Below are 24,416 nucleotides of genomic sequence, written 5' to 3'. Positions count from 1 at the left end.
ATAAATCAAAAAGAGGCAATACCCCCTTGGGTATGCCTCCTTTGGCTTTTATATATCCGCTTCATTTCGCTAATTCGTATTTTATCACGTTGTTTTTTATTTATCAAGCACTTTTTAATAATTCAGTCAAAAAAGTTCTGGATACTTTCATATCCAGAACTTCTATACCTCTTATTTAACCAATCCTGTAAAACCAGTTCCCATAAACACCTTTACATATGTCTTTTTCATCTTTTTTGGAACCTTTACAACAAGTGTATACTTAGTACCAGCAAATGCTTTCTTACTAACCTTCTTTAATTTAACTGATCTTACATACACCTTCTTTAACTTAGTACATCTAAAGAATGCCTTATAACCAATAGTCTTCAATTTCTTAGAATATGTCTTAACCAGTTTTAAATTCTTACACATTGAAAATGCGCCAGTTCCAATTTTAACAACATTCTTTCCAATCTTAGCACTTGTTATTTTCGTATTCTTCTTGAATGCATTCTTACCAATTGAAACAACATTATAAGTAACTCCATCTATTACTACAGTTTTAGCAATAACAATTTTCTTGATTGTTTTCTTCTTAAGTCCAACCACTGAAACAGATCCAACCAAAACTCCGTTCTTGCTTCCAGCCTTAGTAACCTTATATTTATACTGCCCATCATTAATAACAGTTCCAACAGCTGCTCCATTAGCAACTGGAGGAGTTATTTCAAAATAACCTTTTAAAGTCCCTTTAAAATTACCAATACCTGTTACTGTAACTTCAGCCTTACCTGGTTTAATGTTATTCTTGTATTCTACCTTTATGTCTCTTCCAATCTTCAAACCTTCAACATTAACTCTGGCCTTCTTTTCTTTTCCATCATATTCTAATTTCTTATCAATAACTTCAAGTTTAAACTTGCTTATATCTATACTACTTCCTCTATAAATCTTTACATTTTTACTAATATTTGCCTCACCATTTGCACAAGCAATTTTACCGCGACCTTCTAATACCTTATCACTACCAGTGATAATAATTGTACCATTTAAAATATCAACTTTATTTTGAGCATATAATACGTTATTTCCATAAATAGTAGTTTTATCATATGGAGCTTCCATTTTTACTATCACAGTTCCATTTTCCATTGTAATTGAATACCAAGCTTCAATACATGTATAAGCAGAATAACCTTCTTCTTTAGCATAAGGATATGTATCTACATAGATTGTTCCAGACTTCATTAAAAAGCTACCTACGTAAATACATCTATTACTAAAAGCACCTACAATATTAATTGAAGGACCATCAATCATCACCTTTTCAGCCCAAATTGCTGTTCCATTAGCATTAACTTTATCATAAGCAAAATTCAACTCACCATCGCCAATAAATTCTAATTCTATATTGTTATTATCACTACGAATGCCTCCACTTGTAAACTTAAGTGTATTAGTCCCCTTAACATCAACAAATACAACTTCGTTTACAGATTCTTTTTCACTAGTATATATAACAAGATCATTACTTAAATTTCCTGTATAATTATTAATTGTAAGAGTTGATGTTTTCTTATCCCAAGATAAGCCTTTTACATTATCTTTTAAAACTTCGGTACCATTATAGTTATTATCAAGAATCTTAATCTGTGCTTTTGATTCAAGTCTGCTAACTGTAAGTTTAACGTTAACTTCTCTTTCCTGTTCTTTTGAAGGTCTAATAATTAATCCCAAATAAATCTTCTCACCAGCTCTTAATGTATACTTTACTGTTGCAACACCTTTTTCTGAAACAGAAAATGTCTTAAGATCACCTGCTGGTGTAACAAGTGCAGGTGATAATTCATATCTATCATCGTCAACAGTTAAACTAAACTGATATACACCATTCTCCTTTGGAGTATATGCATAATAATATTGTCCATTCTCCTTTGTTGGTGCCTTAACCTTAAACACCTGATTATCACTAGTAATTACTCCTGTTTCTTTTACTACCAAACCATCAGCAAATGCATTCACTCCCATGAAACACATAATGCATACAGCTAAAAGAAATAAAATCTTCTTTTTTATGTTCATATTTTCCTCCTGTAAATAAATCTTATTTTATCATAGAAATAGCCTTATCCCATCCATCTAAAACTGTTTTTCTATCATCTTCTGACATCGCTGGATTGAATTCTTTTCCAATACCAACATTTTTCTTTATCTCTTCTGTATCCTCCCAGTATCCAACCGCAAGACCAGCAAGATACGCTGATCCAAGGGCTGTTGTTTCGACAACCTTAGGTCTTAAAACTTTCCTGTCTAATATATCACTTTGAAACTGCATAAGGAAATCATTAGCACTAGCTCCACCATCAACTTTTAAATTTTTAAGACTAATTCCCGAATCTTTTTCCATTGCACGAAGAACATCCGCAGTTTGAAAAGCTAATGACTCAAGAGTTGCTCTTATTATATGAGCTCTACTACTACCTCTAGTAAGTCCTGTGATGATACCTCTAGCATCCTGATTCCAATAAGGTGCTCCAAGCCCAGCAAATGCAGGCACAACATAAACACCACCATTATCAAGAACAGATGTTGCATACTTTTCACTCTCAGGTGCACTATCTATGATCTTTAACTCGTCTCGAAGCCATTGAATAGCAGCGCCTGCAATAAAAACACTTCCTTCCAGTGCATACCCTGCACTACCATCTGCAGTTGCGGCCATAGTTGTTAACAATCCATTTTTAGATTCAACTGGATCATCACCTGTATTCATCAAAAGAAAACAACCTGTCCCGTATGTATTCTTACTTTCACCTTTCTCAAAGCAACACTGACCAAAAAGAGCTGACTGTTGATCTCCAGCAATTCCACTAATCGGAACTGATGCTCCTATGATATCCTTATTACTATATCCAAACAATCCAGATGATGGTTTAACTTCTGGCAACATACTTTTTGGAATATTAAATAAATCAAGAAGTCTTTCATCCCAACATTTTTCCTTAATGTTATATAACATCGTTCTTGATGCATTAGTATAATCCGTTGCATGAACTGTGCCACCTGTTAACTTATATAAAAGCCATGTATCAACTGTTCCAAAAAGCAACTTTCCTTCATCAGCAAGTCCTCTTGCGCCTTCAACATTTTCAAGAATCCATGCTATCTTTGATGCACTAAAATATGCATCTGGAATAAGACCTGTGGTACGCTTTACATATTCACGTATTTCCACCTTATCTTCATCATCCTTACTTCCAAACAAATCATCAATCTTTTCAGCTGTTCTTCTACACTGCCAAACTATAGCATTATAAATAGGTTCACCAGTTTCTTTATTCCAAACAATTGTTGTTTCACGCTGGTTTGTAATCCCAATAGCAGCAACATCCCCTGCCGACATATTGACCTTTGCTAGGCATTGTGCAACAACACCTATTTGGCTTGACCATATCTCATTAGGATTATGTTCAACCCAGCCTGGTTTTGGAAATATCTGTTCAAACTCCTGCTGTGCACTACTAATGATATTACCTTCTTTATCAAACAAAATACTTCTTGAACTAGTTGTTCCCTGATCAAGAGCTAGTACATACTTGCTCATATTATAAAAACCTCCATTTGTTTTTCTATACATTATTTACCTTCTGTAGATAATAACTACTCCTGTATTATACAATATTTAAACAATGTATACAATTAAACAAAAAGAGTATGTAAATCAGAGAACACCTCATATTACATACCCTTTTATGTCTTTATTAATTATAATTTTTTATATGCGCCTTCAGGGCTTGTTCCTTCTTCTTCATCATTCCAAGTAAGAACGTCATCGGCTATTGTAACCGAACCCTTTCCATCCTTATATTCCTCTGTAGCAGTTGATGTGGTTTCATCTGTATAATTTACAGTATTCTTAACACAATTTGTATACTTCAAAGTACCAGCCTCATCGAATTTACCAGAAAATGTCCACTCTTTACTTTCAGTAACACTAACTGCCATACTTATTTTAACTGTAGTAACTTCATCATTAGTTGTTATCTCTATAATTGTATTACTATCTCTTTCATCAGTATATGTTCCATCAAAAGCATCTGAAGAATATGGTTCATTAGTTGACTTTTCAGTCTTTTCCTGCGTCTCATCAACTGTAGATTTTTCAGTTTCATTCTTAGTTTCAGTGGTATTAATCTCTGTCTGTTCCACTGTAGTCTGCACTTCTCCTTTAGTACTAGACTCTTTAGTAGTTGTTTCTTTTTCTTTCTTATTGCTACATGCTCCCAAGCACATCATAACACTTAAACATACGGCAATAATTATACCTCTTTTTTTCATTCAAATTCCTCCATGTACATCGAAAATTATTCAACTTCCAATCAAGCACATAATACAATATTTTAACGAAAAAATCAAGTTTCCAAAAACATACTCATTTTATTATTTTACAGTCATCGACTTTAACTCATATCCTGTTTCCTCTACAATTGTAGATAATTTTTCTTCATCAGGAATATCACTATTAAGGAATGTGGTAATGCCTTTCTTATGTGAAGACTTTACCTTTTTGGCCTCTGGATAAAGCTTTCTAATAGCATCATTCATATGCGCCTCACACATAGGGCACGCCATTCCTTCTATTTCAAGAGTTATCTCTTTTAAATCTTTATTTTTCCCAAACATAAAAATTCCTCCTGTATCTGTAGTAATTTTTTTATCAAGCTATTCCATAACCTGTTCTTTATACTTTGAAATTTCATCAATATACATCTTACCAAGTTCTGACATAACACAGTCTTTTCTTGTAATATAACCAACTGTCATCTTTTCATCTGTATCAACCTTAACAGCACAGTAATCAGAACCATTAAGGTCCTCACATATGATACCAGAGCATAATGTATATCCATCCATACCAATCATGAAATTAAGAATGGTTGCTCTATCATTAACCTTAATAATCTTTTTATGATCATATGTACTAAGAACTTCCTCTGCAAAATAAAATGAATTATTAATACCCTGATCGAATGAAAGACAAGGATATTCTGCAAGTTCTTCAAGTGTAACCATTTCCTTCTTAGCAAGCGGATTTGTCTTAGCCATATATGCATATATACTACATGTCATAACTTCGTGAAATTCCAAAGAGTTCTCTTTAAAAATCTTATTCATGATTTTTCTGTTAAAGTCATTAATATAAAGAATTCCAATTTCACTCTTAAACTTTTTAACATCCTCAATGATATCACTAGTTCTTGTTTCATATACAGCAAATTCAAATTCGTCCATACCAAAATTCTTTACAGTCTCTATAAAAGCATTAACAGCAAATGTATAATGCTGCATTGATACAGAGAATTTCTTCTTTTCATTTTCATTACTAATATATTTATTTTCAATTAGGTCATACTGTTCAACAACCTGTCTAGCATAACCTATAAACTCTTCGCCTTCTGGTGTAAGAGTGATACCTTTATTATTTCTTCTAAATATTTCAATCTTTATTTCTTTTTCAAGTTCCTTAATGGCAACTGATAAAGAAGGCTGTGAAATAAAAAGTTGCTTAGCTGCTTCATTCATCGAACGAGCATTTGCTACTGTAATTACGTATTTTAATTGAGATAGTGTCATCTTACTACTTACCTCCGTTATAAGGAATAATATTTATGTTCGTAATGATATCCTTGCCTTCATAACCTATAGTATTAAGGCCATTTCTAACAACTCTATACCATTCACCTGCATTAAGATTAATCTTTCTACCATCAAGAAATGTAATCTCACAAGTATTAGGCATAAGTCTTTTTTCATTATTAGAAACCATAGGAATCTTATATGAACAATTCTCAGGTCCTACATTACAATCTTCACAGCAAGAAACCTTATACATGTTTCTTCTGTTAATTGCGCCAATTTCCTCAAGAGTGTTTATCATACGATAAACAGTCGCAGCCCCAATATTTTTATCTACTTTAGATGCAGCATAATAAATCTCCTTACTGCATGAATAATTACCAGTAAGAATAATATCAATAAGCACAAGTCTCTGTTTTGTAATTCTACAACCTTTTTCCCTTAATAGGTTTAGAATCATATCTTTTTGCATCTGCGTAGTTTCAAACTGCTCGTCAGATACATTCTTTTCATCAGCCATAAAAGCTCCTTTCAGATTATGGTCTAACACCATACAATCTCTTTTTTTTATTCTCCTAATTTCAAATCATTTTCTATAGTTTTTTTCTAACATTTCGTTTCATTGTTAGTAATCGCCTATAGTTTACTACAATAATTACAATATTGCAAATAATAAAATAAAAATATATTTTATCGATAATTCTTTTCAATAATATAAAACAATAAAGGCCACAGATATCTTAAAATTATCCATGACCTTTATTTCTATAGTTCAACATAAATGCACGTATTATAAGCATTTTAACTATCCAAAAATCAGCTATCTATACTTACTCTTTATCCAATTTCCCATTGTAGATAAATCACCATCAGAGAAGCCTGACTTTTTCTGGCAACCACTATTTAGTAATGAAGCTGATTCTGCTTTATTTGAAAGAGACCAACATACATAGCTTATCTTATTCTTATTAAGGAAACTAATCCAAGCATCACCTTCTGATGTGTTAATATAACCATCACCTGAACTTTCACAACAACTAAATTCAGTACAGAAAACTGGAAGTCCCTTATTAATAGCTGCCTGAACTTTATCTCTATAACTCTGTCCATGTGTTGCAGCATAAAAATGAACTGTATACATTACATTCTTCTTTTTCTTAACCGGAGAATTTGCTGCAATATCAACATCCTGTGACCAGTTAGGAGTACCAACAATTATAATAACCTTCTTATTAACCTTTCTAATTGTCTTAATTATGCTATTTGCATAAGTTCTAACTTCACTCCAACTAGTACCACCATTAGGTTCGTTACAAATCTCAAAAAGAACATTACCTTTTTTCTTATACTTTTTTGCCATCTTCTTAAAGAACGCTTTAGCCTGTTTCTGATACTTCTTAGGTGTTTTATCATTTAAAATATGCCAGTCAATTATACAATACATACCAAGGCTCTTAGTATACTTAACTGCCTTATTAATTGTATTTAAAAGATCCTTTCTAGAGTTCTCATCTGTAATGCAGTAGCCATTATAGTCCTCAGTATACATTGCAACTCTAACGCAGTTAGCCCCCATCTTATCTCTTAAGAACTTAAAAGCTCCATTATTAACATATGGCTTTCCAACATCCCAGTTAATACCATGTGTTGAAATACCTTTTATCTGAAACTTTTTACCCTTCTTATCTACAAGATATCTACCTTTAACCTTAAGTCTTCCATGAATAGCATATGGTGTCCTCTTTTTACCCTTTAATGCCTTATCAAACACAGGTTTATTGTGTTTTAAAACCTTATATGATAAGGTTGATTTCCTTCCAATCTCACTTCCCTTATTCACGTTATCGTTTACCCTGGAAAATTTATTCGTTGTTTCATCAAACAAACCCTCACCATAAACCATCGTACTCATCATACCTACACAAAGTGCCACAGCACTTGCTCTTTTAAAAAACTTCTTCATAACATTCTCCTATAATTCTACTCTCTCCATTAGTATTCATAATACATATTATCGGAATGTATATTTATGATTACTATACTAATGGAGATCTATTTATTTACTACATTTTGTTTTTCACCATCTAAAAAGCTTTTTAGGTTGCTAGCGACGACGTCAACTAATCGTTCTCTTGCTTCAAGACTTGCCCAAGCCATATGCGGTGTGATTGTTATGTTTTGGGCTGTAAGAAGTGGATTATCTGCTTTCATAGGTTCAACGGATACCACATCAACTGCTGCAGCTTTAACTTTACCACTATTAAGTGCATCAGCTAAGTCTTTTTCATTTACAAGACCACCTCTTGAAACATTAATAAGAATTACTCCATCTTTCATCTTATTGATATTTTCTTTTCTGATAATCTTATCTGTTTCATCTGTCATAGGGCAGTGAAGTGAAATAATATCTGATTTAGATAAGACTTCATCAATTGTAGTTAGTTGCAATCTACTACTATCTTTCACTTCATCATTATCATCTATATAACTAGCATTAATTCTTTTTACTTTTTTATCATATTTTTCAGGATGTGCAGTTGAAACCAAAACATTCATTCCAAAATCAAGTGCTAATCTAGCAACCTTGCTTCCGATATTACCAAATCCAATAATACCAAGTGTTTTACCTGCAAGTTCCATCATAGGTTCTTTCCAATAACAGAATGTTTCACTTCTAACCCAGTCACCATTCTTAACACTTTCATTATGCATGGATAATTTGCAAGCATTTTCTAAAATCATAGCCCACGTAAGCTGAACTACACTATCCGTACTATAAGCAGGAACATTCGTTACAACAACTCCATGTCTTCTTGCTGCATCTAAATCAATTACATTATATCCAGTAGCACAAACACCTACATACTTTATATTAGGACAACGACTAAATAATTCCTCATCCATTATAACTTTATTAACAAGTACGATTTCTGCATCACCTATGTGTTCGTACTTATTATCTTCAGTTGTATTATCAAAAATTGTAAGTTCACATATATCTTCTAATTTATCCCAAGATAAATCACCACTATTAATCGCACCTGCTTCAAGCAAAACTGCCTTCATCATAGACTCCTTTAATACATAATTATTTATCATCTTATAATCAAACAAATATTATTCGTACTTTGCTCTCTCGCCACCGATGTATTTAGGTCTAGTCTTAGCTGCAAGAACTAAAGCCTCACCTATATGATTATTCTGTAATCTCACTGGAACTGCAACTTTCTTTAAATGCATTCCGATAAGAGTACATCCTATATCAAGTCCGGCATGTGCTGCTATTTCCTCAACAGCTATAGGATCCTTAGCATTTTCGTAAACTGTAGTAGCCCATGATCCACCCGCCTTTGGCTTTGGAACTACGCATACTTCCTCAGCATAAGGTAGAGCTTCTCTTTCAATTATAATTGCACGATTTAAATGTTCACAACACTGTGCTGCAATGAAAACACCTGCTTCATCAGTTGCTTTCTTTATACCTTTATATACATATTTAGCTATATCAACACTTGATTCATGGCCAATTACGCCACCACCAATCTCACTACTTGAACATCCTACAACAAGAATATTACCTTTCTTAAGAGAAGCTTCGCCGATTATCTCCTTAGCAGCTTCGTAAGATTCTTTTTCAATCTTTTCAAGTACCTCTGTTGCAAATGTTTCCTTTGATACTCCATCAACTTCATATGTATCTGACATTTTATCATCTTCCTTTCATATAAAAAGTGCGCCTTTTTAGCGCACTTTCATTATATCACAATTTATATTATTATCAAATTTATACATTAACTATCTATATATGTAGTTATACTAATAATCTCTTAACAATACTTGTTACATGAACCTTTTCAAGAGCAGATACTATAACAATTGATATAATAACATTTGCTCCACCTTGGAATATATTACTTATAACAGCTGCCCCAGCACCTGCACCATATCTTAAAATAATAAACTCATATACAAAGTAACCTGCCACCATAATTGTTTCTGCAACAACAGCTGAAACTACATATGTAGCAATCTTCTTGCTATCTGATTTCTCCTTCTTACCAGTTCCTAATCTATATATAGCCCATGCAGCAATCGCCATTGTAAACTTAATAATTGTTGTTCCTGGAACATATGCACCATAGCCCGCTAAAAGATCAGCAAGTCCAGAACCAATTCCTGCTGCAAGGCCACCATAAGGACCGCCAATAACCCAGGCTGACAATAGAACAATTGAATCACCTATATTAACGTAGCCATTAGGTCCAAGCGATGGAACTCTAATCATCATTGTAACAACACATGTAATAGCAGCAAATACAGCAGCAAATACCATTTTTACAACCTTTTTATCACTCATAAAGTAACTCCTTTCATTACATAAATCATTTCCTTATCTATAATAAACTAGTGTTAACTCTTGCTTATTTCTTGCATATTCTATCTCAAATAGTATAAATTGTAAAGTAAATAATTTATATAATTTGTGATAAATAATGTTTATATCTACACAATTACAATCGTAAAGTACATCAATTTAAAATTCATTTTATTATAATTTGCTTATATAATATCAATTTCGTTCCCTAAAAAACAAAATATAAATAATCATTGCTTATATTTTTGCGCAATGTTAAAATGTCATTAGATGGCGAAAATATCGCAATGTAAAGGAGGAATTTATTATGGCAAAATATGTATGTACAGTATGTGGTTACGTTCATGAAGGCGACAATCCACCAGAAGAATGTCCAATTTGTAAACAGCCAGCAAGCGTTTTCAAGAAGATGGAAGAAGACGGCGAAAGAACATGGGCTGCAGAGCATGTAGTAGGTATCGCTAAAGACGTTAGTGAAGATATAAAGAAAGACCTTCGCGCTAACTTCGAAGGTGAATGTTCAGAAGTAGGTATGTACCTTGCAATGTCTAGAGTAGCTTTCAGAGAGGGCTATCCTGAAGTTGGTATGTATTATGAGAAAGCTGCTTTTGAAGAAGCTGAACATGCTGCTAAATTTGCTGAATTACTTGGCGAAGTACTTACAGACAGCACAAAGAAGAACCTTGAAATGAGAGTTGACGCTGAATTCGGTGCAACAGACGGTAAGACAGATCTTGCTAAGCGTGCTAAGGAAGCTGGTCTCGATGCAATTCATGATACAGTTCATGAAATGGCAAGAGATGAAGCTAGACACGGCAAAGCTTTCGAAGGTCTCTTAAAGAGATATTTTAGCTAAACAATAGTAATATAAAATGAGGTGGAAAAATCCACCTCATTTTTTACTATTTTTTAACAAAAATTTTTATTCTAGCAATAGTTTCCTTATAATCGAGTAGGAGGAATTTCTCACAAGTGAGAAATTCCGACCTCTCACACCACCGTGCGTACGGTTCCGTACACGGCGGTTCAATCAACTTAACAAGTAACACACCTTTCGGTGTAGTGATCTAACATTGAGACTAATCCAAATGAGGTTAGTCTCTTTGTACTTATAGCCTTTTGTACCCATCCATTGTGAGCGAATTTTGCATATCTGTCTCCACAATAGGCGATTTTATATGCCGCCCATCTAGGAACATCTAGCTTTATTAGCTTGCAGCTTCCTTCAGATTCCACCTCACAATGGACACCCTTGCTGTTCGGCTATACACTTCCCTTTCATATAATATTTTTATTACTTTGTTTTTTTCGTATTCATCGCCATTGTATAACTATCTTCACCAAAATAGCTAATTAATTTATAAATTTCTTTTGCTTGCTCCTCAGTTAATTTCAATGTAATATTACTATACATTTCAGTTCCAGTAGCATGATTTGATACCGCTAATATTTCAATATTATCATATCTTTTCACATCTAAATATTCATATACTTCCTCTAACGTCATATCTTGGTTTGGACCAAATAATGTTTCCACATCTTTCTCTCTCTTTATTAACTCCCTATCTATATTACTATCATTTTTCCTAGAATCTTTATATTTTCCTACCCCATTAATATAATCTCTTAAATCATCACCACCACCAGGCATACATAAAAAATCTATTGTATCACCAACTTCTTCATATCCATCAATGCCTTGTCTTTCAGAAGCTTTAATTGTGAATGCGACCTCACCATCTTTAAGTTTAGATGATAAGAATTTTTTATCAGTAACATTTTCACTGTTATGAAGAAGTAATGCACAATCTTCTAGTCCAAACATTGCATCTAATTTTTCTATTGCTTTTTCATCATCTTTTTTTAATCTAAGAGTAACATTATAATATTCTCCTGTAGTGTCAAAATAATTACTAATTGCTAAAATTTCTATGTCAGGAATTACCTCCGCATCAAATACACTAAGTATATCATCCAATATCATATCTTGGTTTGGACCATATAACAACTTTCCATCTTCATTCCTTTTTCTTAACTTACTATTTTTTTTACCTTCATTTTTCTCAGTATTTTTATACTTTCCTGTCCCATTAATATAATCTCTTATATCATCAATATCCCTTGGGATGAATAAAAAATCTACCTTATCGCCTACTGAAATATAACCATCAATAGCCTCTTTTTCATTAACTTTAATCGTATATGCAATTTCATCATTATTAAGTTTTATAGATTGATAATAATATGCTACTTTCAAACTATATTTATCAATCGTTTCTCCTGCATATAAACGACCAGAATTCACCTTATCTATTAATTCTTCTTTTGATGTTACTATATTATCTGGATTATCTAATGTTTTTAAATCAACTTTTTTTTCCACAAACTTCTTTTTAATGTCTTCTAAAGAAATAGGCGTTCCTGCCTTAATATCCTCCTTTGGTACTATGGCATTTATATATTTAGCTTCCATCGTATCCTTAGCCGCATCACTAGTTTTTTCACCTCTGTTATATAATGAAACACTAAATAAAATAGCTCCTGTAGCAATTATAGAAAATGATGCTACTAAAGCTTTCTTTAATATGTCACCATGTTTATTATTTTTCATCTTTTCAATCCTCCTAACACTAAGGTCTGATATTCCAGCCTTAAGTTCCTGCTTTTTTTCTATGCAATCAGCTAGGAGATCATTAACTTCTTCTTCATTCATCCCAAGATTTTCATATGCTTTATTCTTTTCAATATCCTTATATTTCATAAATCTTCACATCCTCTCCATACTTTTTTTCATAGGCCACTTTAACCTTATCTCTTGCTCTTTGTAATCTTTTTTTAACAGCATTTGCTGAGATTTCCAATATATTTGCAATCTCATCTATGGAGTAATCTTCATAATAATAAAGCATTATTACACTTTTGTATTTATAATTTAGATTAGCTATTTTTATTAATTCATCTATGTCTTTCTTTTCGATACCCTCTTTATATACAAGGCTTTGTTCTACTTGCTCATATGGAACATATGCACGTATCTTATGGGAGCGAAGAAAATCTCTACACCTATTCTGAGCAACTTTTAAGAGCCAAGCTTTTTTATGTTCTTCTTCATTAAAGCTTATGTTAGTTGTCATATATCTATAAAATGTATCCTGAACAACATCATCAGCATCAGCTTTATTCTTAAGCATAAAAAAGCTTGTTCTATATAAAAGATTGGTATATCTTCTTATTGTATTTTCAATATCTTCATCACTTCTTAAAAATATACTCATAAGCAGTTAATAATCTCCTTCAAAAAGTCTGCGCGCACCATCATGAATACCTATCATGATTTACCTTTTCACCCTGTACACGTACCAGAAACTAAAATGGTGACATTTTTTATTATAGTTTTATTATATCATCATTTAATAGCCTATACATACTCACTAATATAAACGTAGCCATAAACACAAGTTCATAACTGCTTTTTCATTAGGTGATTTTTATACTTGAAATCCAAATTAGAAATTCTCAAAAATTCTTCAAAATATCCATTATCATATTTTTCCTTTGAAGCAACTATACACATAAGTCTAAAAAAAGTCACAACTTTTTTATTTTACATTAAAAAAAGGGGCTGTAAAAAAACTAACCTAACAGAAAAACGGCTATGAGCTCGCGCTCATAGCCGTTTTTTGATATAATTAATTATGCTAAAAAATAAAAATATCAATGATAATTATACAGCACGTCAGCTAAAATTACCATTGGTTATCGAAAAAATAATTAATATTTCTGATCCAGTTTATACTTTCTGTGATGTAATGGATCACATTGACCTAACACCATACTTTGTAGAAGAGAAAGGCTACAAAACAGGTCGACCAAGATGTGATGCAGAAAAGTTGCTAAAAGTAATTCTGTTTGCTTTCATGGAGAACGGCTACTGTTCATTAAGAGAAATCGAAAAACTTTGTAATACTGACATAAGATTTATGTATCTGTTGGACGAAATGAAAGCACCTACCTTTGCCACATTCGGCAACTTTATCCGAAATGAACTAACCTCATCAATTGAGGAAATATTTAATGCCATAAATGCTTATATATTCAACAAGGAAAAAGTTGATCTTAATCATACATACATAGATGGAACAAAAATTGAAGCAAATGCAAATAAGTATACTTGGGTTTGGAAGAAATCCTGTATAACAAATCGAGATAAGGTTTTTGGACATGTTTCTGCATTAATTAATGAAATAAATTCTGAAGTATTATGTACATTTGGAATTAAGATTGAACATAGAGATGAATACGCAATTGAATATCTGGAGGAGATTTTAAAAAAATATACTGAATTAACATCACTTGATTTTGACTCTTTTGTCTATGGAAAAGGCCACAGAAAAACTATCTATCAACGGCAGTATGAGAAACTGAATAACTATAAAGAAATACACCTGCATTGGCAATGGCCAATACAGGTGTGTTATTTAGAGACTTTTTTTACATCCCCTTTATTTTGTCTTACTAAACAAATATTCATATTTTCTTCTCATCTGCATAATAAGTTCAATCACACGAACTTTAACATCATCATTATAAATATCTGCAATATCTACCTGTTCTGAAAAATCATCACAAAAAGTTTTAGCTTTAACTTTATCAACAATTAATAACACATCTTTAGATAGAGGATATTCCATCATTGTATCAGACATAAGCCCAGCACCATTATCAAATATAGGCGCAAGTTTAAACTCACCCTTATTATTTGTCATCACTGCTATATTATGCGTATGCCTATCCTCATTTAAAAATAATGCATCAATTGTTAACATTTTACTCATATACTTTCCAAAATCTTTTAAACCCGTTGCTCTTTCAACCTGTTCAACGAAAATTCGAAGTCTGTCACTATAATCTGGTATTGAATAAATTATTTCGTTAAGTCCTGTCCCATAGGTACTCTTAAAAAGTCTTTCTAATGTTATTAGACTCCAACCTTCTGTAAAATCCTTGCTTTTACATCCATTAAAAATATTACCATTATATTCTATCTGCTCAAGTTCATAATCAACATACTCAATCTTTTCAAGATTTGAAAAAGCAAGAAGTTTTGAAACCGTATATTCCACAAGACCCTCATACCCTAAGTAATCTGTTTTAAACCAATTTCCATTCCTTTCAAACTTTAACTGATTACCTTTAGAAGACCTTCTCCCTTGGTCTTTAATTTCTTCTTCAAAAAGTTTAATCAAACTATCACCTCTCTATTTTAATCCAAAACTTATCATCTGCCATTCTTCCCTCAGTTTTTTCTATTATCATTATAGGATCATAAAATGGAATTCCTAGTTTTTTTAATTCAATTTTCATCTTGTCTCTTGAACGCGGGAAGCATCTTGATTCTAAAAAATCTTCATACTCCTCAAATGATGGCTCTGTATTTACACCAAATGCTCTATATAACGTATTATCCACATAATTTCTTATTTTTACTTCTCTACTTACTTCATCAACATCTATAATTGTACATGTCATATTCTCATACATATACCAAAGACGAAGCTTAAGTTTTTTATTAGGTATTTCAAGTTTTTTAACAAAACCTGGTTGTCTCATAAGTATTTCAACCAAAGGAACAATAGGTCCCTTGATGTTCTCTCCGTTACTTTCCCAATTTTCAACTGTTCTTTTTGAACAATTAACAAATTCAGCAAATTCCTTCTGTGTCATAGCAAGAGTCTCTCTTACCTTTTTTATATCTTCGCTTGTCAGGTATTCTTTTACAACATATTTTTTACTCATAATATCACCTCTAAGTCGATTAAACCACATTTTTTGTGACAAGTCAATATGATTTTACCACATTTTTTGCGGTTTTCTTTATGATTATTTCAAATCACAAAAAAAGCTCATGTTATAACATATTATCCACGAGCTTTTAATGTATAATTTCAAATATTTAATTATTTTCTACAACATCTAATTTATGAGTAAGTTTTTTTGTATTAAAATCATAACTAGCTGTCTCAGCTTTATAATCAATATTATTATATCTAAACTTAACTCCTTCATCAGTTATATTTTCAATCCAAAGAGATATATCCACGTGATTCAAATTAGGAATAGTAATTGAATCAACTTTTTCAGTTTCATTTGTTGAAAAATCATAAGTCATAATTGTCATTTCTGAATAATCAGTAACTCCCGATTTCAATGATTTTTCAAAATTTACATAGTAAAATTTATTATCATTTTTAGCCGAAAAACACATTTCATCATATTTGCCTTCCTTACCTGTCCCTTCATCAAACCACCAATATGCACGTTCTCCTAATTTCTTAACAACTTTCATTTTACTATCTTCTAATTTTTCGATATATATAGTTTTCTCTTGATACATACTAGTATCTTTTGTGTATTTATGATTTGAACTATCTGCAGTAATCACCATATCATCACCTAAAAATGTTTGAAAATCCTTACTACTCATATAGATAAGTTTATCTTCCTTCTCATCATATGCATACATAAAATTAACTGTTTTATCTTCATATTCCCATTCATCATTTATGGATTTGTCATCTTCGCTTATGAATCCACTTATGTATATATATTTATCATTAATATTTTCTATTTCTATTTCATTATGTATTGTATCTTTATCAATTGGTGTTTTAATATCTTTAAACTTAAATAGATATTTTGACTTCATATTCTTCATATCGATTTTTTTTAGTCCATTAACATCAAAAAAGTATAAATCATGATTGCCATATGTACAAAAATTCAAAGGAATATTCATATCTGATACTTCTGCATAATCAACCTTTTTAAATTCATCGCCCTTTTTTATACTTATTGTATATCCATCCCAGGTTTCATTTCTTGATAAAAATATAACATGTTTACCAGCTTTTCCAATCTCATAGTTGCATTTTCGCAATTCACAATCATCTGTCACTTCCCCCTTTAAATCACATGTTTCCATACATACATACTCAAACTTTTTTCCACTTTTATTCTCTTCTTTTTTAATTGTATTCTGTGTTGTATTTTCCGTTTCTTTTTCTGTAGACTTTTCTGTTTCAACAGTTGTTGTTTCCTTTGCAACAATTGAATTATCTTTTGAATTTTTATTAGTATTATTGTATGTCACGACACCAGCAACAATCGCTCCTGTAGCTGCTAACGAAAGTGACGCAACCGCAACCTTCTTAAAAATCTCACCATGTTCTTTCTTTCTCATTTTTTCAATCCTCCTGATACTTAGACCATCAGCATTTCTAACTAATGAGTCTTCCTTATCTGCCATAATGCATGCTTCTAACATATGTTTTTTCACATCAGGATTAGCTTTAAGATTTTCATACGCTTTATTATTTCCATTCTTTCTATAACTCATATTAGTTAATCTCCTCTTTATAAATCATTTCAAAGGTCCCTTTTAGCTTCTCTCTTGCTCTTTTAAGTCTGGACTTTGCTGCGGATTCTGTTATTCCAAGAATATCTGCCGTCTCTTTAACAGAATACCCTTCAATATAATGTATTAAAATTACCGATTTATACTTATAACTTAATTTTGCGATATCTAATACTTCTTCTATATCTTCAACATCAAGAAAATCATGAGATACTATGTGTTCTTGTATCTCCTCATATGGTATATAAGCATGAACCTTATGAAATCTCAACATATCCTTGCATTTATTCTGAGATACCTTAAGTAACCAAGCCTTCTTATGTTCTTCATCTCTAAATTCAACATCTGCCCGCATGTATTTTATAAAAGTCTCTTGCATAACATCTTCAGCATCATGCGAATTTCTAAGAATCAAGAAGCATGTCCTGTATAGTAAATCACTATATTTTTCAATTGTCTGTTCTAAATCAATTCGTTTAATACTATCCATTAAGTATCTCCTAACATATGTCTAAAAAGTATCAGCGCTTTTACCTTTTCACTATATACACGATTCAAAATCTAATTTGGTTGCAAAAATATTTTTTATATTTTACCATGTTTTACCATAAAAAACCTGCTTGGCTTAAGCCAAACAGGTTCTTATAAATCTAAGCTATTGCTTTTATTACACTGCATATTATAAATCCCGCTATCAATAATGGAATTACAAATAAGAATATTCCCCAGAATACTATCATTGCAATCACAAATGCTGGAATAAAAAATAATAATAAAAATAATGTTCCACTAGTCATAAACAATACCTTAAATCCAAAAAATACTGCCTTCAAACATACTACAGATAAAAATATCATAAATAACAACGTCAACATTATTAACACCTCCTTTTCACTATCCTCTTTATTTTTCATGTTTGTAATTTCATTATAACACAATCCATAATTTTTTCATCTATATTTTTAGTATAATTCAAATACAGAAAATATGACTTTTAGTACTATTTTAAACAGAATTTCCTCCTCTAACCAACTCAACATTATTTTCCAGATGAACCTGATCCCATTCTAAACTCAACTTACCATTTTCAGTAAAGTTAACTTCTAAATCCTGGATATATATCATCTTTCTCATATAATCCTGTAATCTACAGATACTGTTATTACCAAGAATCTTAATTTCCACATCTCCTTCTGCCGCTTCAAGCATACTTACCTTACTCGCAGCAAATGCCACTAAAAACATAAGTACAATATAAATTCTTACCATCCAATTTTTCAACATAATATGTACCTCTTTTTTCCTTTTTTATTTAATTTTGATTTTAAATATAATATTAATAAAAGTCAAAAAAAGCGTAAAAGAGCATGGCTTCACCTAGCCATGCTCCCTATTATTTTAGTATGTTACTTTATCATCTTCTTCAACCACTGTTGCTTTTCCGGCTGTCGATACTACAATAATCTTTTCATCTAACTTATTAGTTTGAATATATTCATTTGACTTAGTTTTAATATATCTAACATCCTCAGCGAGAAGAGTAAATTTAGATTCAGCTGTCAAAGTAATCACACTTCTAAGTAATCCTAAGCAAGTATCATCTTCATCAAACTGACAAGTATGATTATTAAAAATACTAGGATAAGAACTCTTCATAGAATTTAAAGTGCTCTTAGTATAAGCTTTTGAAATCTTATCAAAAATAACATTATCAATTCTATAAAGATTATTATCATTAGAAACGTAATAAATGCAGCCATTTTCAATATCATTAATTACGTTATAATAGTGATTTCCAGCATCTTGATCCTCAACAATGCTTATCTCCTTAACAAGTTCTCCATCCTGAGTAAAGCATCCCATCTTGTAGCACTTAATCCCTGGCAAATCATAATCTGCCTGCTGATTCCCCATCTTATCACATATGAATTTCAAACTCTTTCTATTCCAATCATAAGCAATATCAGATATAGGAGCATCCATCATCTCAATCTTATCAAATACTTTTCTTGTCTTATTACTATCTGTATTTACCAAGTAATATTCATCTTCAGACTTATCATAATAATAATCAACATCTTCTTTTGTATTAAATAAATATTCGTACTTTGACTGGTCAAAAGATACTTCCTTAAATTCACCATAATTCTTATGTTTAAACACAGTATCTAAAACCAACTGATAAGCAACATCTTCAACCACAAAATAAACAACATTTGAAGGTGCCTCAACATCAAAATTTCCCTTATCCTGAGTAGCTGTAAGTTCAATAAAGTCTCTACCAACTATACTATAAGTTTTACCATTAGCACTAGTAAACGTCTTCTCTTCATATCCATCCTTAAGCGAACCATCTGCATAATAACAACTTTTACTTAACTTTTCTAAACGTTCATTAATCCAATTTGCTGGAGATTTAGCATCAGCAAATTCTGTTGAATCTTTTGACGTTTTACTATCTTTTCCAGATTTTTCACCTGACTTAGAAGAATTTGAAGAACCATCTTTACTTTCCTTTTTATTATTTGAAGAACTTGAATTGTTCTTATTATTTGAATCATCCTTATTCTTCTTATCTTTCTTCTTGTCTGTCTCACTTGTTTCAGTAACACTTTCTCTTTCCTTTGCAGTAGTAACTACAGTTGTAGTTTCCTTTGCAAGATTTGGTTTCTTTCTCATCTTATTGTAATTCATTGCACCTACAATAATTGCACCTGTTGCAACAATTGAAAATGAGGCAACTGCAAGCTTTTTAAACCAATCATCATAATCACTTTCTCTATCTAACTTCTCACTTCTCTTTAAACTTAATTCATCCGTACTCTCTCTGTTTATGCCAAAACTTTCGTCAGTTGTTCCAACAACTGTACTTACACTCTCTTTTTCATATTCCTCATCTAATACTTTTAAACATTCATTAAGAATACGTTCTTTTGATTCAGCGCTCATATTTAATTTATCATATCTTGTATTTTTACCATTTTTACTAAAACTCATTAATAAGCACCTCCTTTCAAAAGATCTTCTCTATCCTTAAATTCTATCTTTAATTTTTCCCGCCCTCGTTTCAATCGCATTTTAACTGCTGAAACGGAAATATCTAAAATCTTGGCGGTTTCCTCTATGGAATAATTTTCAATATAATAAAGCGTTATTACACTTTTATACTTATAACTCAAATTCGAAATCGCCAATAATTCTGACGAATCTTCTTCATATAGTTCCTTTTCCTCACCCGGTATAACTTCTTCCACATCATCAAATGGAACATATGCCCTAATCTTATGAGATTTAAGTAAATTTTTACACTTATTCTGAGCAACCTTTAATAACCATGCTTTCTTATGCTCTTCGTCATTTAACTCTGGATTATTCTTAATATATGCAATAAAGGTTTCTTGCACTATATCTTCACTATCCTGTTGATTTTTTAGCATCAAGAAACTAGTTTTATACAATAAATCACTATATTTATTTATAGTTTCCTCGACGTCGAGTTGTCGTTCTCTCTTGTCCATGCATAACTCCTAATCTAGCCAAAAGGACACAGTACTTTATCCTTTTCACTTTATACACAATTCATATTTTTAAAAAGTCACAACATCCCTTATTTTTTTATACTTCTTAGTAAAATCCATGGCTAATTATATCAATTTATTATTTGATAATCAATAATATTCAACTCAAAAAGGGCTATGAGCACAAGCTCATAGCCCTTTTGAGACTCCTTATAATCTACGTTTTTGTTATCAATCATTTAGAAGTATTCTCTTGTTCTTATAGATCCTCAACTTTCTTTGTTTCATATGTATATCTATACTCATACTCAGAATTAATAACAACTTCACAATACTTATCTTTAACTTTATTTATTTCGATATCTTCATCCACTGGTCTTGAAAAGTAACTTGTCTTTAATGTTGCCACTTCTTCAGCTTTTACTTCAGATCCTAAATCATCTTTTGATATTCTCATTAATTTTACTTCAGACTTATCGCAATAAAGTTCATCACGAATTTTCTCAAACTTTTCAAAATAAAAGTATTTTCTACTAACTGTAAGTTCTGTTGGTACAATATCTGAAAGTTCACCCAAAGATGTAATCTCTTCTAATTTATCGCCCTTAATCATTTCAATATATGTTTCGTATTGTTCACATTCCTGATTATCAGGATTCATATATCTACGTGTTACTAAACAGTTATTATGTGCTTCTAAAATTGCTCTATCCTCTTTAAATTTCTTAGTCTCCCCTGAAATTAAATTTAACGCATATATATCACATTCATCGTGTTCATTATTATCCTTATCATACATTGTGTGACGTACACTTAAATACATAACATCATTAAAAACATAACTCTTGCCAAAAAAGACTTGATTAGATTCATCATCAATATTCTCTGGAGCTGTGTCTTTTATTGTTTTAACAACATTTGTTTCTTCAAGTTTATTTTCTTTAATATTATATTTATATATTTTTTCGCCTTCTTTACCGTCAAAATAATAGATATATTCTCCATTTGTATAAACATCTGTAACACAATATAAGTCAATTACTTCTTTAAAATCTTTATCATCTTTACCTTTAACATATAAATATTCATTATTATCTTTTACATCAACTTTAAAATTAATTCCATTTATCTCAATTCCATCATTTCCAGGAGAATTTACTCCATAATCATTTCCATAAATTACTTTATATGTTGAATTATCAACCTCTACTTCTTTATTTACAACTGGATCTTTATCCTCTTCTGTAGTTGCAATAACGCCTGTCTTAGCTGGCATATTATTCTTACCATTCTGATAATTAGCAACTCCACCAATAATTGCACCACTAGTAATTATAGCAAATGCAGCAACTCCTACATACTTGAACACTCTTCCTATTCCATCATTCTTATTCATTTTTTCATTTCTTTTTGCAGTAAAATCACTGATAGCTTCAGTTTTAGTATTTGTTTTCTCTAATAAAATCTCCTCTCGTTTTTTCAAACAATTTGCAAGAAGTTCTTTCTTTTCCACATCACTCATACTTGTTTTTTCATATACTTTATTCTTTTCAACATTATCGTACTTCATAGCTCTTTTCTCCTCCTTTACTATTTTTTTCGTAGGCCCTCTTAACTTTTTCACGTGCTCTTTGTAATCTTTTCTCTGTTGCTGAAACTGATATTCCTAAAATATTTGCAACCTCTTCAATTGAATACTCTTCAAAATAATATAGCATGAAAACACTTTTGTTCTTATAACTTAAATTTGCTAATTCTACATATTCTTCTATATCCTTCTTTTCAACATCTTCATCATCTGAGTATCTTTCTTCAATCTCATCATATGTAACATAAGAACGTATCTTTTGCGATCTTAAAAGATCTTTACACTTATTTTGAGAAACCGTAATCAACCAGGCTCTCTTGTGATTTTCATTTCCAAAATCCATATCCGTTGTCATATATTTATAAAATGTTTCCTGTACAACATCGTCCACATCAGCTTTGTTCTTCAATATCAGAAAACTGGTTCTGTATATCAGATCTGAATACTTTTCAATAGTTTCTTCAACATCTGAAACTTCTCTTACAAATTTCTCCATAAGTAATTATACTCCTTTGCATTTTCTAAAATAAATGCGCGCCATTTATCTTTTTCACTAACTATACGTTTTAAAAATACTATTCCGGACATTTTTTAGAAAATTTTTTATTTTTTATTTTTTTCATTTTTCTCGTCGTAGTCTATCACAAAAAAATAGCATTATCAAGGCTAGTTTTTCGGGCATTTTCATGCATTTACTTATCCTCTTTTTATCTGTCTACTTCTTCATGTTTATCATTTTCAATATCATATCTCATTGCTACTTCATTATCGTTTTCATCGTAAGTAATGTAATATACAAATTCTCCATCACTATAAACATCATCTCTGCAGTAACATACCTTCTTAAACTTTTTACTATTCTCTCCTTTAACATATACATAATCATCATTGAAACCAGCTTTAATCTTAAATGTAGCTTTACCAATTTCAAATGGTTCACGTTCTGGACCGTTTTCATCACTTACATGTTCAAAAATGTATGTGTACTTAACATCATCAGTCTTTACTTCTTCTGTTGTTGTCTCTACCATATCTGTCACCTTTTCAGATGTAATAGTAACAACTTCCTTAACAGGCTTATTGCCCTTATGATTAGCTGCTCCACTAACAAATACACCCATAGCAACTACAGCAAATGCTGTAACTCCAACATATCTAAATACTCTTCCCATTCTTTCGTTCTTATTAATCATTTTATTCATCATTTTTATTTCTCCTTATCATACATAATTATATTTTTATATTTTTTTAAGTTCAAAAATAAACACGCGTTATTTATCTTTTTCACTAACTATACGTTTTAAAAATACTTTTCCGGACATTTTCCAAAAAAAATTTAAAAATTTAAAAATTTTTTCACAATAAAAAAACTGACCTATTAAGGCCAGTTTTACATATCTTTTCCAACAGTATCTAATGGAGCAAATCCATTCTCTATCAACTTCTCATCAAGATCATCAACATCAAAACTATTTATCCTTGTTTTAAAACAATAGTATAAAAAAGCATCTCTCTTATCTTTAATATATAAAGGACTAAATCCTGCACACTTAAGTGCTCTGTTAACCTCCTGCACCGAAAAACCAGCCGCATAAGCAATCCTAAATACTATGTCTCTCTTATTCCCGAGTTGATCCTTTCTTTCAAGAAGTTTATATCCATATCTTTCCTTAATATTCGCTCTAATAAAAATCTGATTACTATTATAAAACCTGTAATTCTTTCCCTCTTCTTTTGCCTTTGCCCTTTTCCTTGCTATAACCTCTGAGGCATACACATGGAACGGTTCAAGTTCATCATCAATTTCAAACTTCTTCTTGAAAGTCTCAAAGCTTTCATTTGGATTACTCAAAAAATCTTCTAAATCCTTAGTCTCTTTTTCGTTCATAGCCACACCTCACT

At 31.3% G+C, this 24,416-nt stretch carries 26 protein-coding genes; 2 read left to right on the top strand and 24 right to left on the bottom strand.

Annotated elements, in window-relative coordinates; translation table 11 throughout:
- Nucleotides 1-171 precede the first annotated feature (171 nt).
- The 10 genes from B5D16_RS08605 to B5D16_RS08560 all read right to left on the bottom strand — a co-directional run bounded on the left by B5D16_RS08605 (nucleotide 172) and on the right by B5D16_RS08560 (nucleotide 9,976).
- A complete protein-coding gene (locus B5D16_RS08605; RefSeq protein ID WP_078766580.1) occupies nucleotides 172-2,064 on the bottom strand; it encodes a leucine-rich repeat protein in 1,893 nt (630 codons plus the stop codon).
- Nucleotides 2,065-2,086: 22 nt separating this feature from the next.
- Nucleotides 2,087-3,586, bottom strand: a complete 1,500-nt coding sequence (glpK, locus tag B5D16_RS08600) for a glycerol kinase GlpK (RefSeq protein ID WP_078766664.1) — start codon at nucleotides 3,584-3,586, stop codon at nucleotides 2,087-2,089.
- Nucleotides 3,587-3,747: 161 nt separating this feature from the next.
- The gene (locus tag B5D16_RS08595; RefSeq protein ID WP_078766579.1) at nucleotides 3,748-4,320 is read right to left on the bottom strand and encodes a hypothetical protein; all 573 of its coding nucleotides are present in this window, start codon (nucleotides 4,318-4,320) and stop codon (nucleotides 3,748-3,750) included.
- A gap of 102 nt (nucleotides 4,321-4,422) precedes the next feature.
- Complete coding sequence (locus B5D16_RS08590) at nucleotides 4,423-4,665, bottom strand: heavy-metal-associated domain-containing protein (RefSeq protein WP_078766578.1); 243 nt, start codon at nucleotides 4,663-4,665, stop codon at nucleotides 4,423-4,425.
- A 39-nt stretch (nucleotides 4,666-4,704) separates the two neighbouring features.
- Entirely contained in the window at nucleotides 4,705-5,616 is a 912-nt protein-coding gene (locus B5D16_RS08585) for a LysR family transcriptional regulator (protein ID WP_078766577.1), read from the bottom strand.
- Nucleotides 5,617-5,620: 4 nt separating this feature from the next.
- Nucleotides 5,621-6,139, bottom strand: coding sequence for a transcriptional repressor (locus tag B5D16_RS08580; RefSeq protein WP_078766576.1), 519 nt, complete (start codon nucleotides 6,137-6,139; stop codon nucleotides 5,621-5,623).
- Between the two features lie 300 nt (nucleotides 6,140-6,439).
- Nucleotides 6,440-7,582: a glycoside hydrolase family 5 protein gene (locus B5D16_RS08575; protein WP_242943022.1), complete on the bottom strand. Its 1,143-nt coding sequence runs from the start codon at nucleotides 7,580-7,582 to the stop codon at nucleotides 6,440-6,442.
- 89 nt (nucleotides 7,583-7,671) lie between these two features.
- Nucleotides 7,672-8,718, bottom strand: coding sequence for a D-2-hydroxyacid dehydrogenase (locus tag B5D16_RS08570; RefSeq protein ID WP_341465207.1), 1,047 nt, complete (start codon nucleotides 8,716-8,718; stop codon nucleotides 7,672-7,674).
- Nucleotides 8,719-8,736: 18 nt separating this feature from the next.
- Nucleotides 8,737-9,324, bottom strand: coding sequence for a TIGR01440 family protein (locus tag B5D16_RS08565; protein ID WP_078766574.1), 588 nt, complete (start codon nucleotides 9,322-9,324; stop codon nucleotides 8,737-8,739).
- A 106-nt stretch (nucleotides 9,325-9,430) separates the two neighbouring features.
- On the bottom strand, nucleotides 9,431-9,976 hold the full coding sequence (locus B5D16_RS08560) for an ECF transporter S component (RefSeq protein ID WP_078766573.1): 546 nt from the start codon (nucleotides 9,974-9,976) through the stop codon (nucleotides 9,431-9,433).
- 325 nt (nucleotides 9,977-10,301) lie between these two features.
- Here B5D16_RS08560 and B5D16_RS08555 point away from each other — a divergent pair, with 325 nt between their 5' ends.
- Nucleotides 10,302-10,850, top strand: coding sequence for an NADH peroxidase (locus B5D16_RS08555; RefSeq protein ID WP_078766572.1), 549 nt, complete (start codon nucleotides 10,302-10,304; stop codon nucleotides 10,848-10,850).
- A 438-nt stretch (nucleotides 10,851-11,288) separates the two neighbouring features.
- On the opposite strand, the gene B5D16_RS08545 is transcribed toward B5D16_RS08555, so the two are convergent.
- Complete coding sequence (locus tag B5D16_RS08545; RefSeq protein ID WP_078766571.1) at nucleotides 11,289-12,755, bottom strand: CpaB family protein; 1,467 nt, start codon at nucleotides 12,753-12,755, stop codon at nucleotides 11,289-11,291.
- Nucleotides 12,745-13,269: an RNA polymerase sigma factor gene (locus tag B5D16_RS08540; protein WP_078766570.1), complete on the bottom strand. Its 525-nt coding sequence runs from the start codon at nucleotides 13,267-13,269 to the stop codon at nucleotides 12,745-12,747. The genes B5D16_RS08545 and B5D16_RS08540 overlap by 11 nt, the downstream gene beginning before the upstream one ends.
- Before the next feature lie 420 nt (nucleotides 13,270-13,689).
- On the opposite strand from B5D16_RS08540, the gene B5D16_RS12675 reads away from it, so the two are divergent.
- A complete protein-coding gene (locus B5D16_RS12675) occupies nucleotides 13,690-14,610 on the top strand; it encodes a transposase (protein WP_242943021.1) in 921 nt (306 codons plus the stop codon).
- On the opposite strand, the gene B5D16_RS08530 is transcribed toward B5D16_RS12675, so the two are convergent.
- The 12 genes from B5D16_RS08530 to B5D16_RS08475 form a co-directional block, all read right to left on the bottom strand.
- Nucleotides 14,497-15,240 carry a HipA domain-containing protein gene (locus tag B5D16_RS08530; RefSeq protein ID WP_078766569.1) on the bottom strand — a complete coding sequence of 248 codons (744 nt, stop codon included), beginning with the start codon at nucleotides 15,238-15,240 and terminating at the stop codon, nucleotides 14,497-14,499. The two genes, B5D16_RS12675 and B5D16_RS08530, sit on opposite strands and share 114 nt — an antisense overlap.
- Before the next feature lie 4 nt (nucleotides 15,241-15,244).
- Nucleotides 15,245-15,790: a helix-turn-helix domain-containing protein gene (locus tag B5D16_RS08525; RefSeq protein ID WP_078766568.1), complete on the bottom strand. Its 546-nt coding sequence runs from the start codon at nucleotides 15,788-15,790 to the stop codon at nucleotides 15,245-15,247.
- 157 nt (nucleotides 15,791-15,947) lie between these two features.
- Nucleotides 15,948-17,390 carry a hypothetical protein gene (locus B5D16_RS08520; RefSeq protein ID WP_078766567.1) on the bottom strand — a complete coding sequence of 481 codons (1,443 nt, stop codon included), beginning with the start codon at nucleotides 17,388-17,390 and terminating at the stop codon, nucleotides 15,948-15,950.
- 1 nt (nucleotide 17,391) lies between these two features.
- Nucleotides 17,392-17,898 carry an RNA polymerase sigma factor gene (locus tag B5D16_RS08515; RefSeq protein ID WP_078766566.1) on the bottom strand — a complete coding sequence of 169 codons (507 nt, stop codon included), beginning with the start codon at nucleotides 17,896-17,898 and terminating at the stop codon, nucleotides 17,392-17,394.
- Nucleotides 17,899-18,058: 160 nt separating this feature from the next.
- On the bottom strand, nucleotides 18,059-18,322 hold the full coding sequence (locus B5D16_RS08510; RefSeq protein WP_159444349.1) for a hypothetical protein: 264 nt from the start codon (nucleotides 18,320-18,322) through the stop codon (nucleotides 18,059-18,061).
- Between the two features lie 91 nt (nucleotides 18,323-18,413).
- Nucleotides 18,414-18,692: a hypothetical protein gene (locus B5D16_RS08505; RefSeq protein WP_078766564.1), complete on the bottom strand. Its 279-nt coding sequence runs from the start codon at nucleotides 18,690-18,692 to the stop codon at nucleotides 18,414-18,416.
- 114 nt (nucleotides 18,693-18,806) lie between these two features.
- Nucleotides 18,807-20,405, bottom strand: a complete 1,599-nt coding sequence (locus B5D16_RS08500; protein WP_078766563.1) for a hypothetical protein — start codon at nucleotides 20,403-20,405, stop codon at nucleotides 18,807-18,809.
- The gene (locus tag B5D16_RS08495; protein WP_078766562.1) at nucleotides 20,405-20,926 is read right to left on the bottom strand and encodes an RNA polymerase sigma factor; all 522 of its coding nucleotides are present in this window, start codon (nucleotides 20,924-20,926) and stop codon (nucleotides 20,405-20,407) included. The genes B5D16_RS08500 and B5D16_RS08495 overlap by 1 nt, the downstream gene beginning before the upstream one ends.
- A 259-nt stretch (nucleotides 20,927-21,185) precedes the next feature.
- Nucleotides 21,186-22,496: a hypothetical protein gene (locus tag B5D16_RS08490; protein WP_078766561.1), complete on the bottom strand. Its 1,311-nt coding sequence runs from the start codon at nucleotides 22,494-22,496 to the stop codon at nucleotides 21,186-21,188.
- Nucleotides 22,483-23,010: an RNA polymerase sigma factor gene (locus B5D16_RS08485; protein ID WP_078766560.1), complete on the bottom strand. Its 528-nt coding sequence runs from the start codon at nucleotides 23,008-23,010 to the stop codon at nucleotides 22,483-22,485. Before B5D16_RS08485 ends, B5D16_RS08490 begins: the two co-directional genes overlap by 14 nt.
- 211 nt (nucleotides 23,011-23,221) lie before the next feature.
- Nucleotides 23,222-23,719 (bottom strand): hypothetical protein, encoded by a 498-nt coding sequence (locus B5D16_RS08480; protein ID WP_078766559.1) that lies wholly within the window; start codon nucleotides 23,717-23,719, stop codon nucleotides 23,222-23,224.
- Between the two features lie 185 nt (nucleotides 23,720-23,904).
- Entirely contained in the window at nucleotides 23,905-24,402 is a 498-nt protein-coding gene (locus tag B5D16_RS08475) for a hypothetical protein (RefSeq protein WP_078766558.1), read from the bottom strand.
- Between the last annotated feature and the right edge of the window lie 14 nt (nucleotides 24,403-24,416).

This window comes from Eubacterium uniforme, assembly GCF_900167115.1.
GTDB lineage: Bacteria > Bacillota > Clostridia > Lachnospirales > Lachnospiraceae > Eubacterium_S > Eubacterium_S uniforme.
The sequence above is the reverse complement of the archived record's forward strand: the minus strand, read 5'-3'. Positions and strand labels throughout refer to the sequence as shown.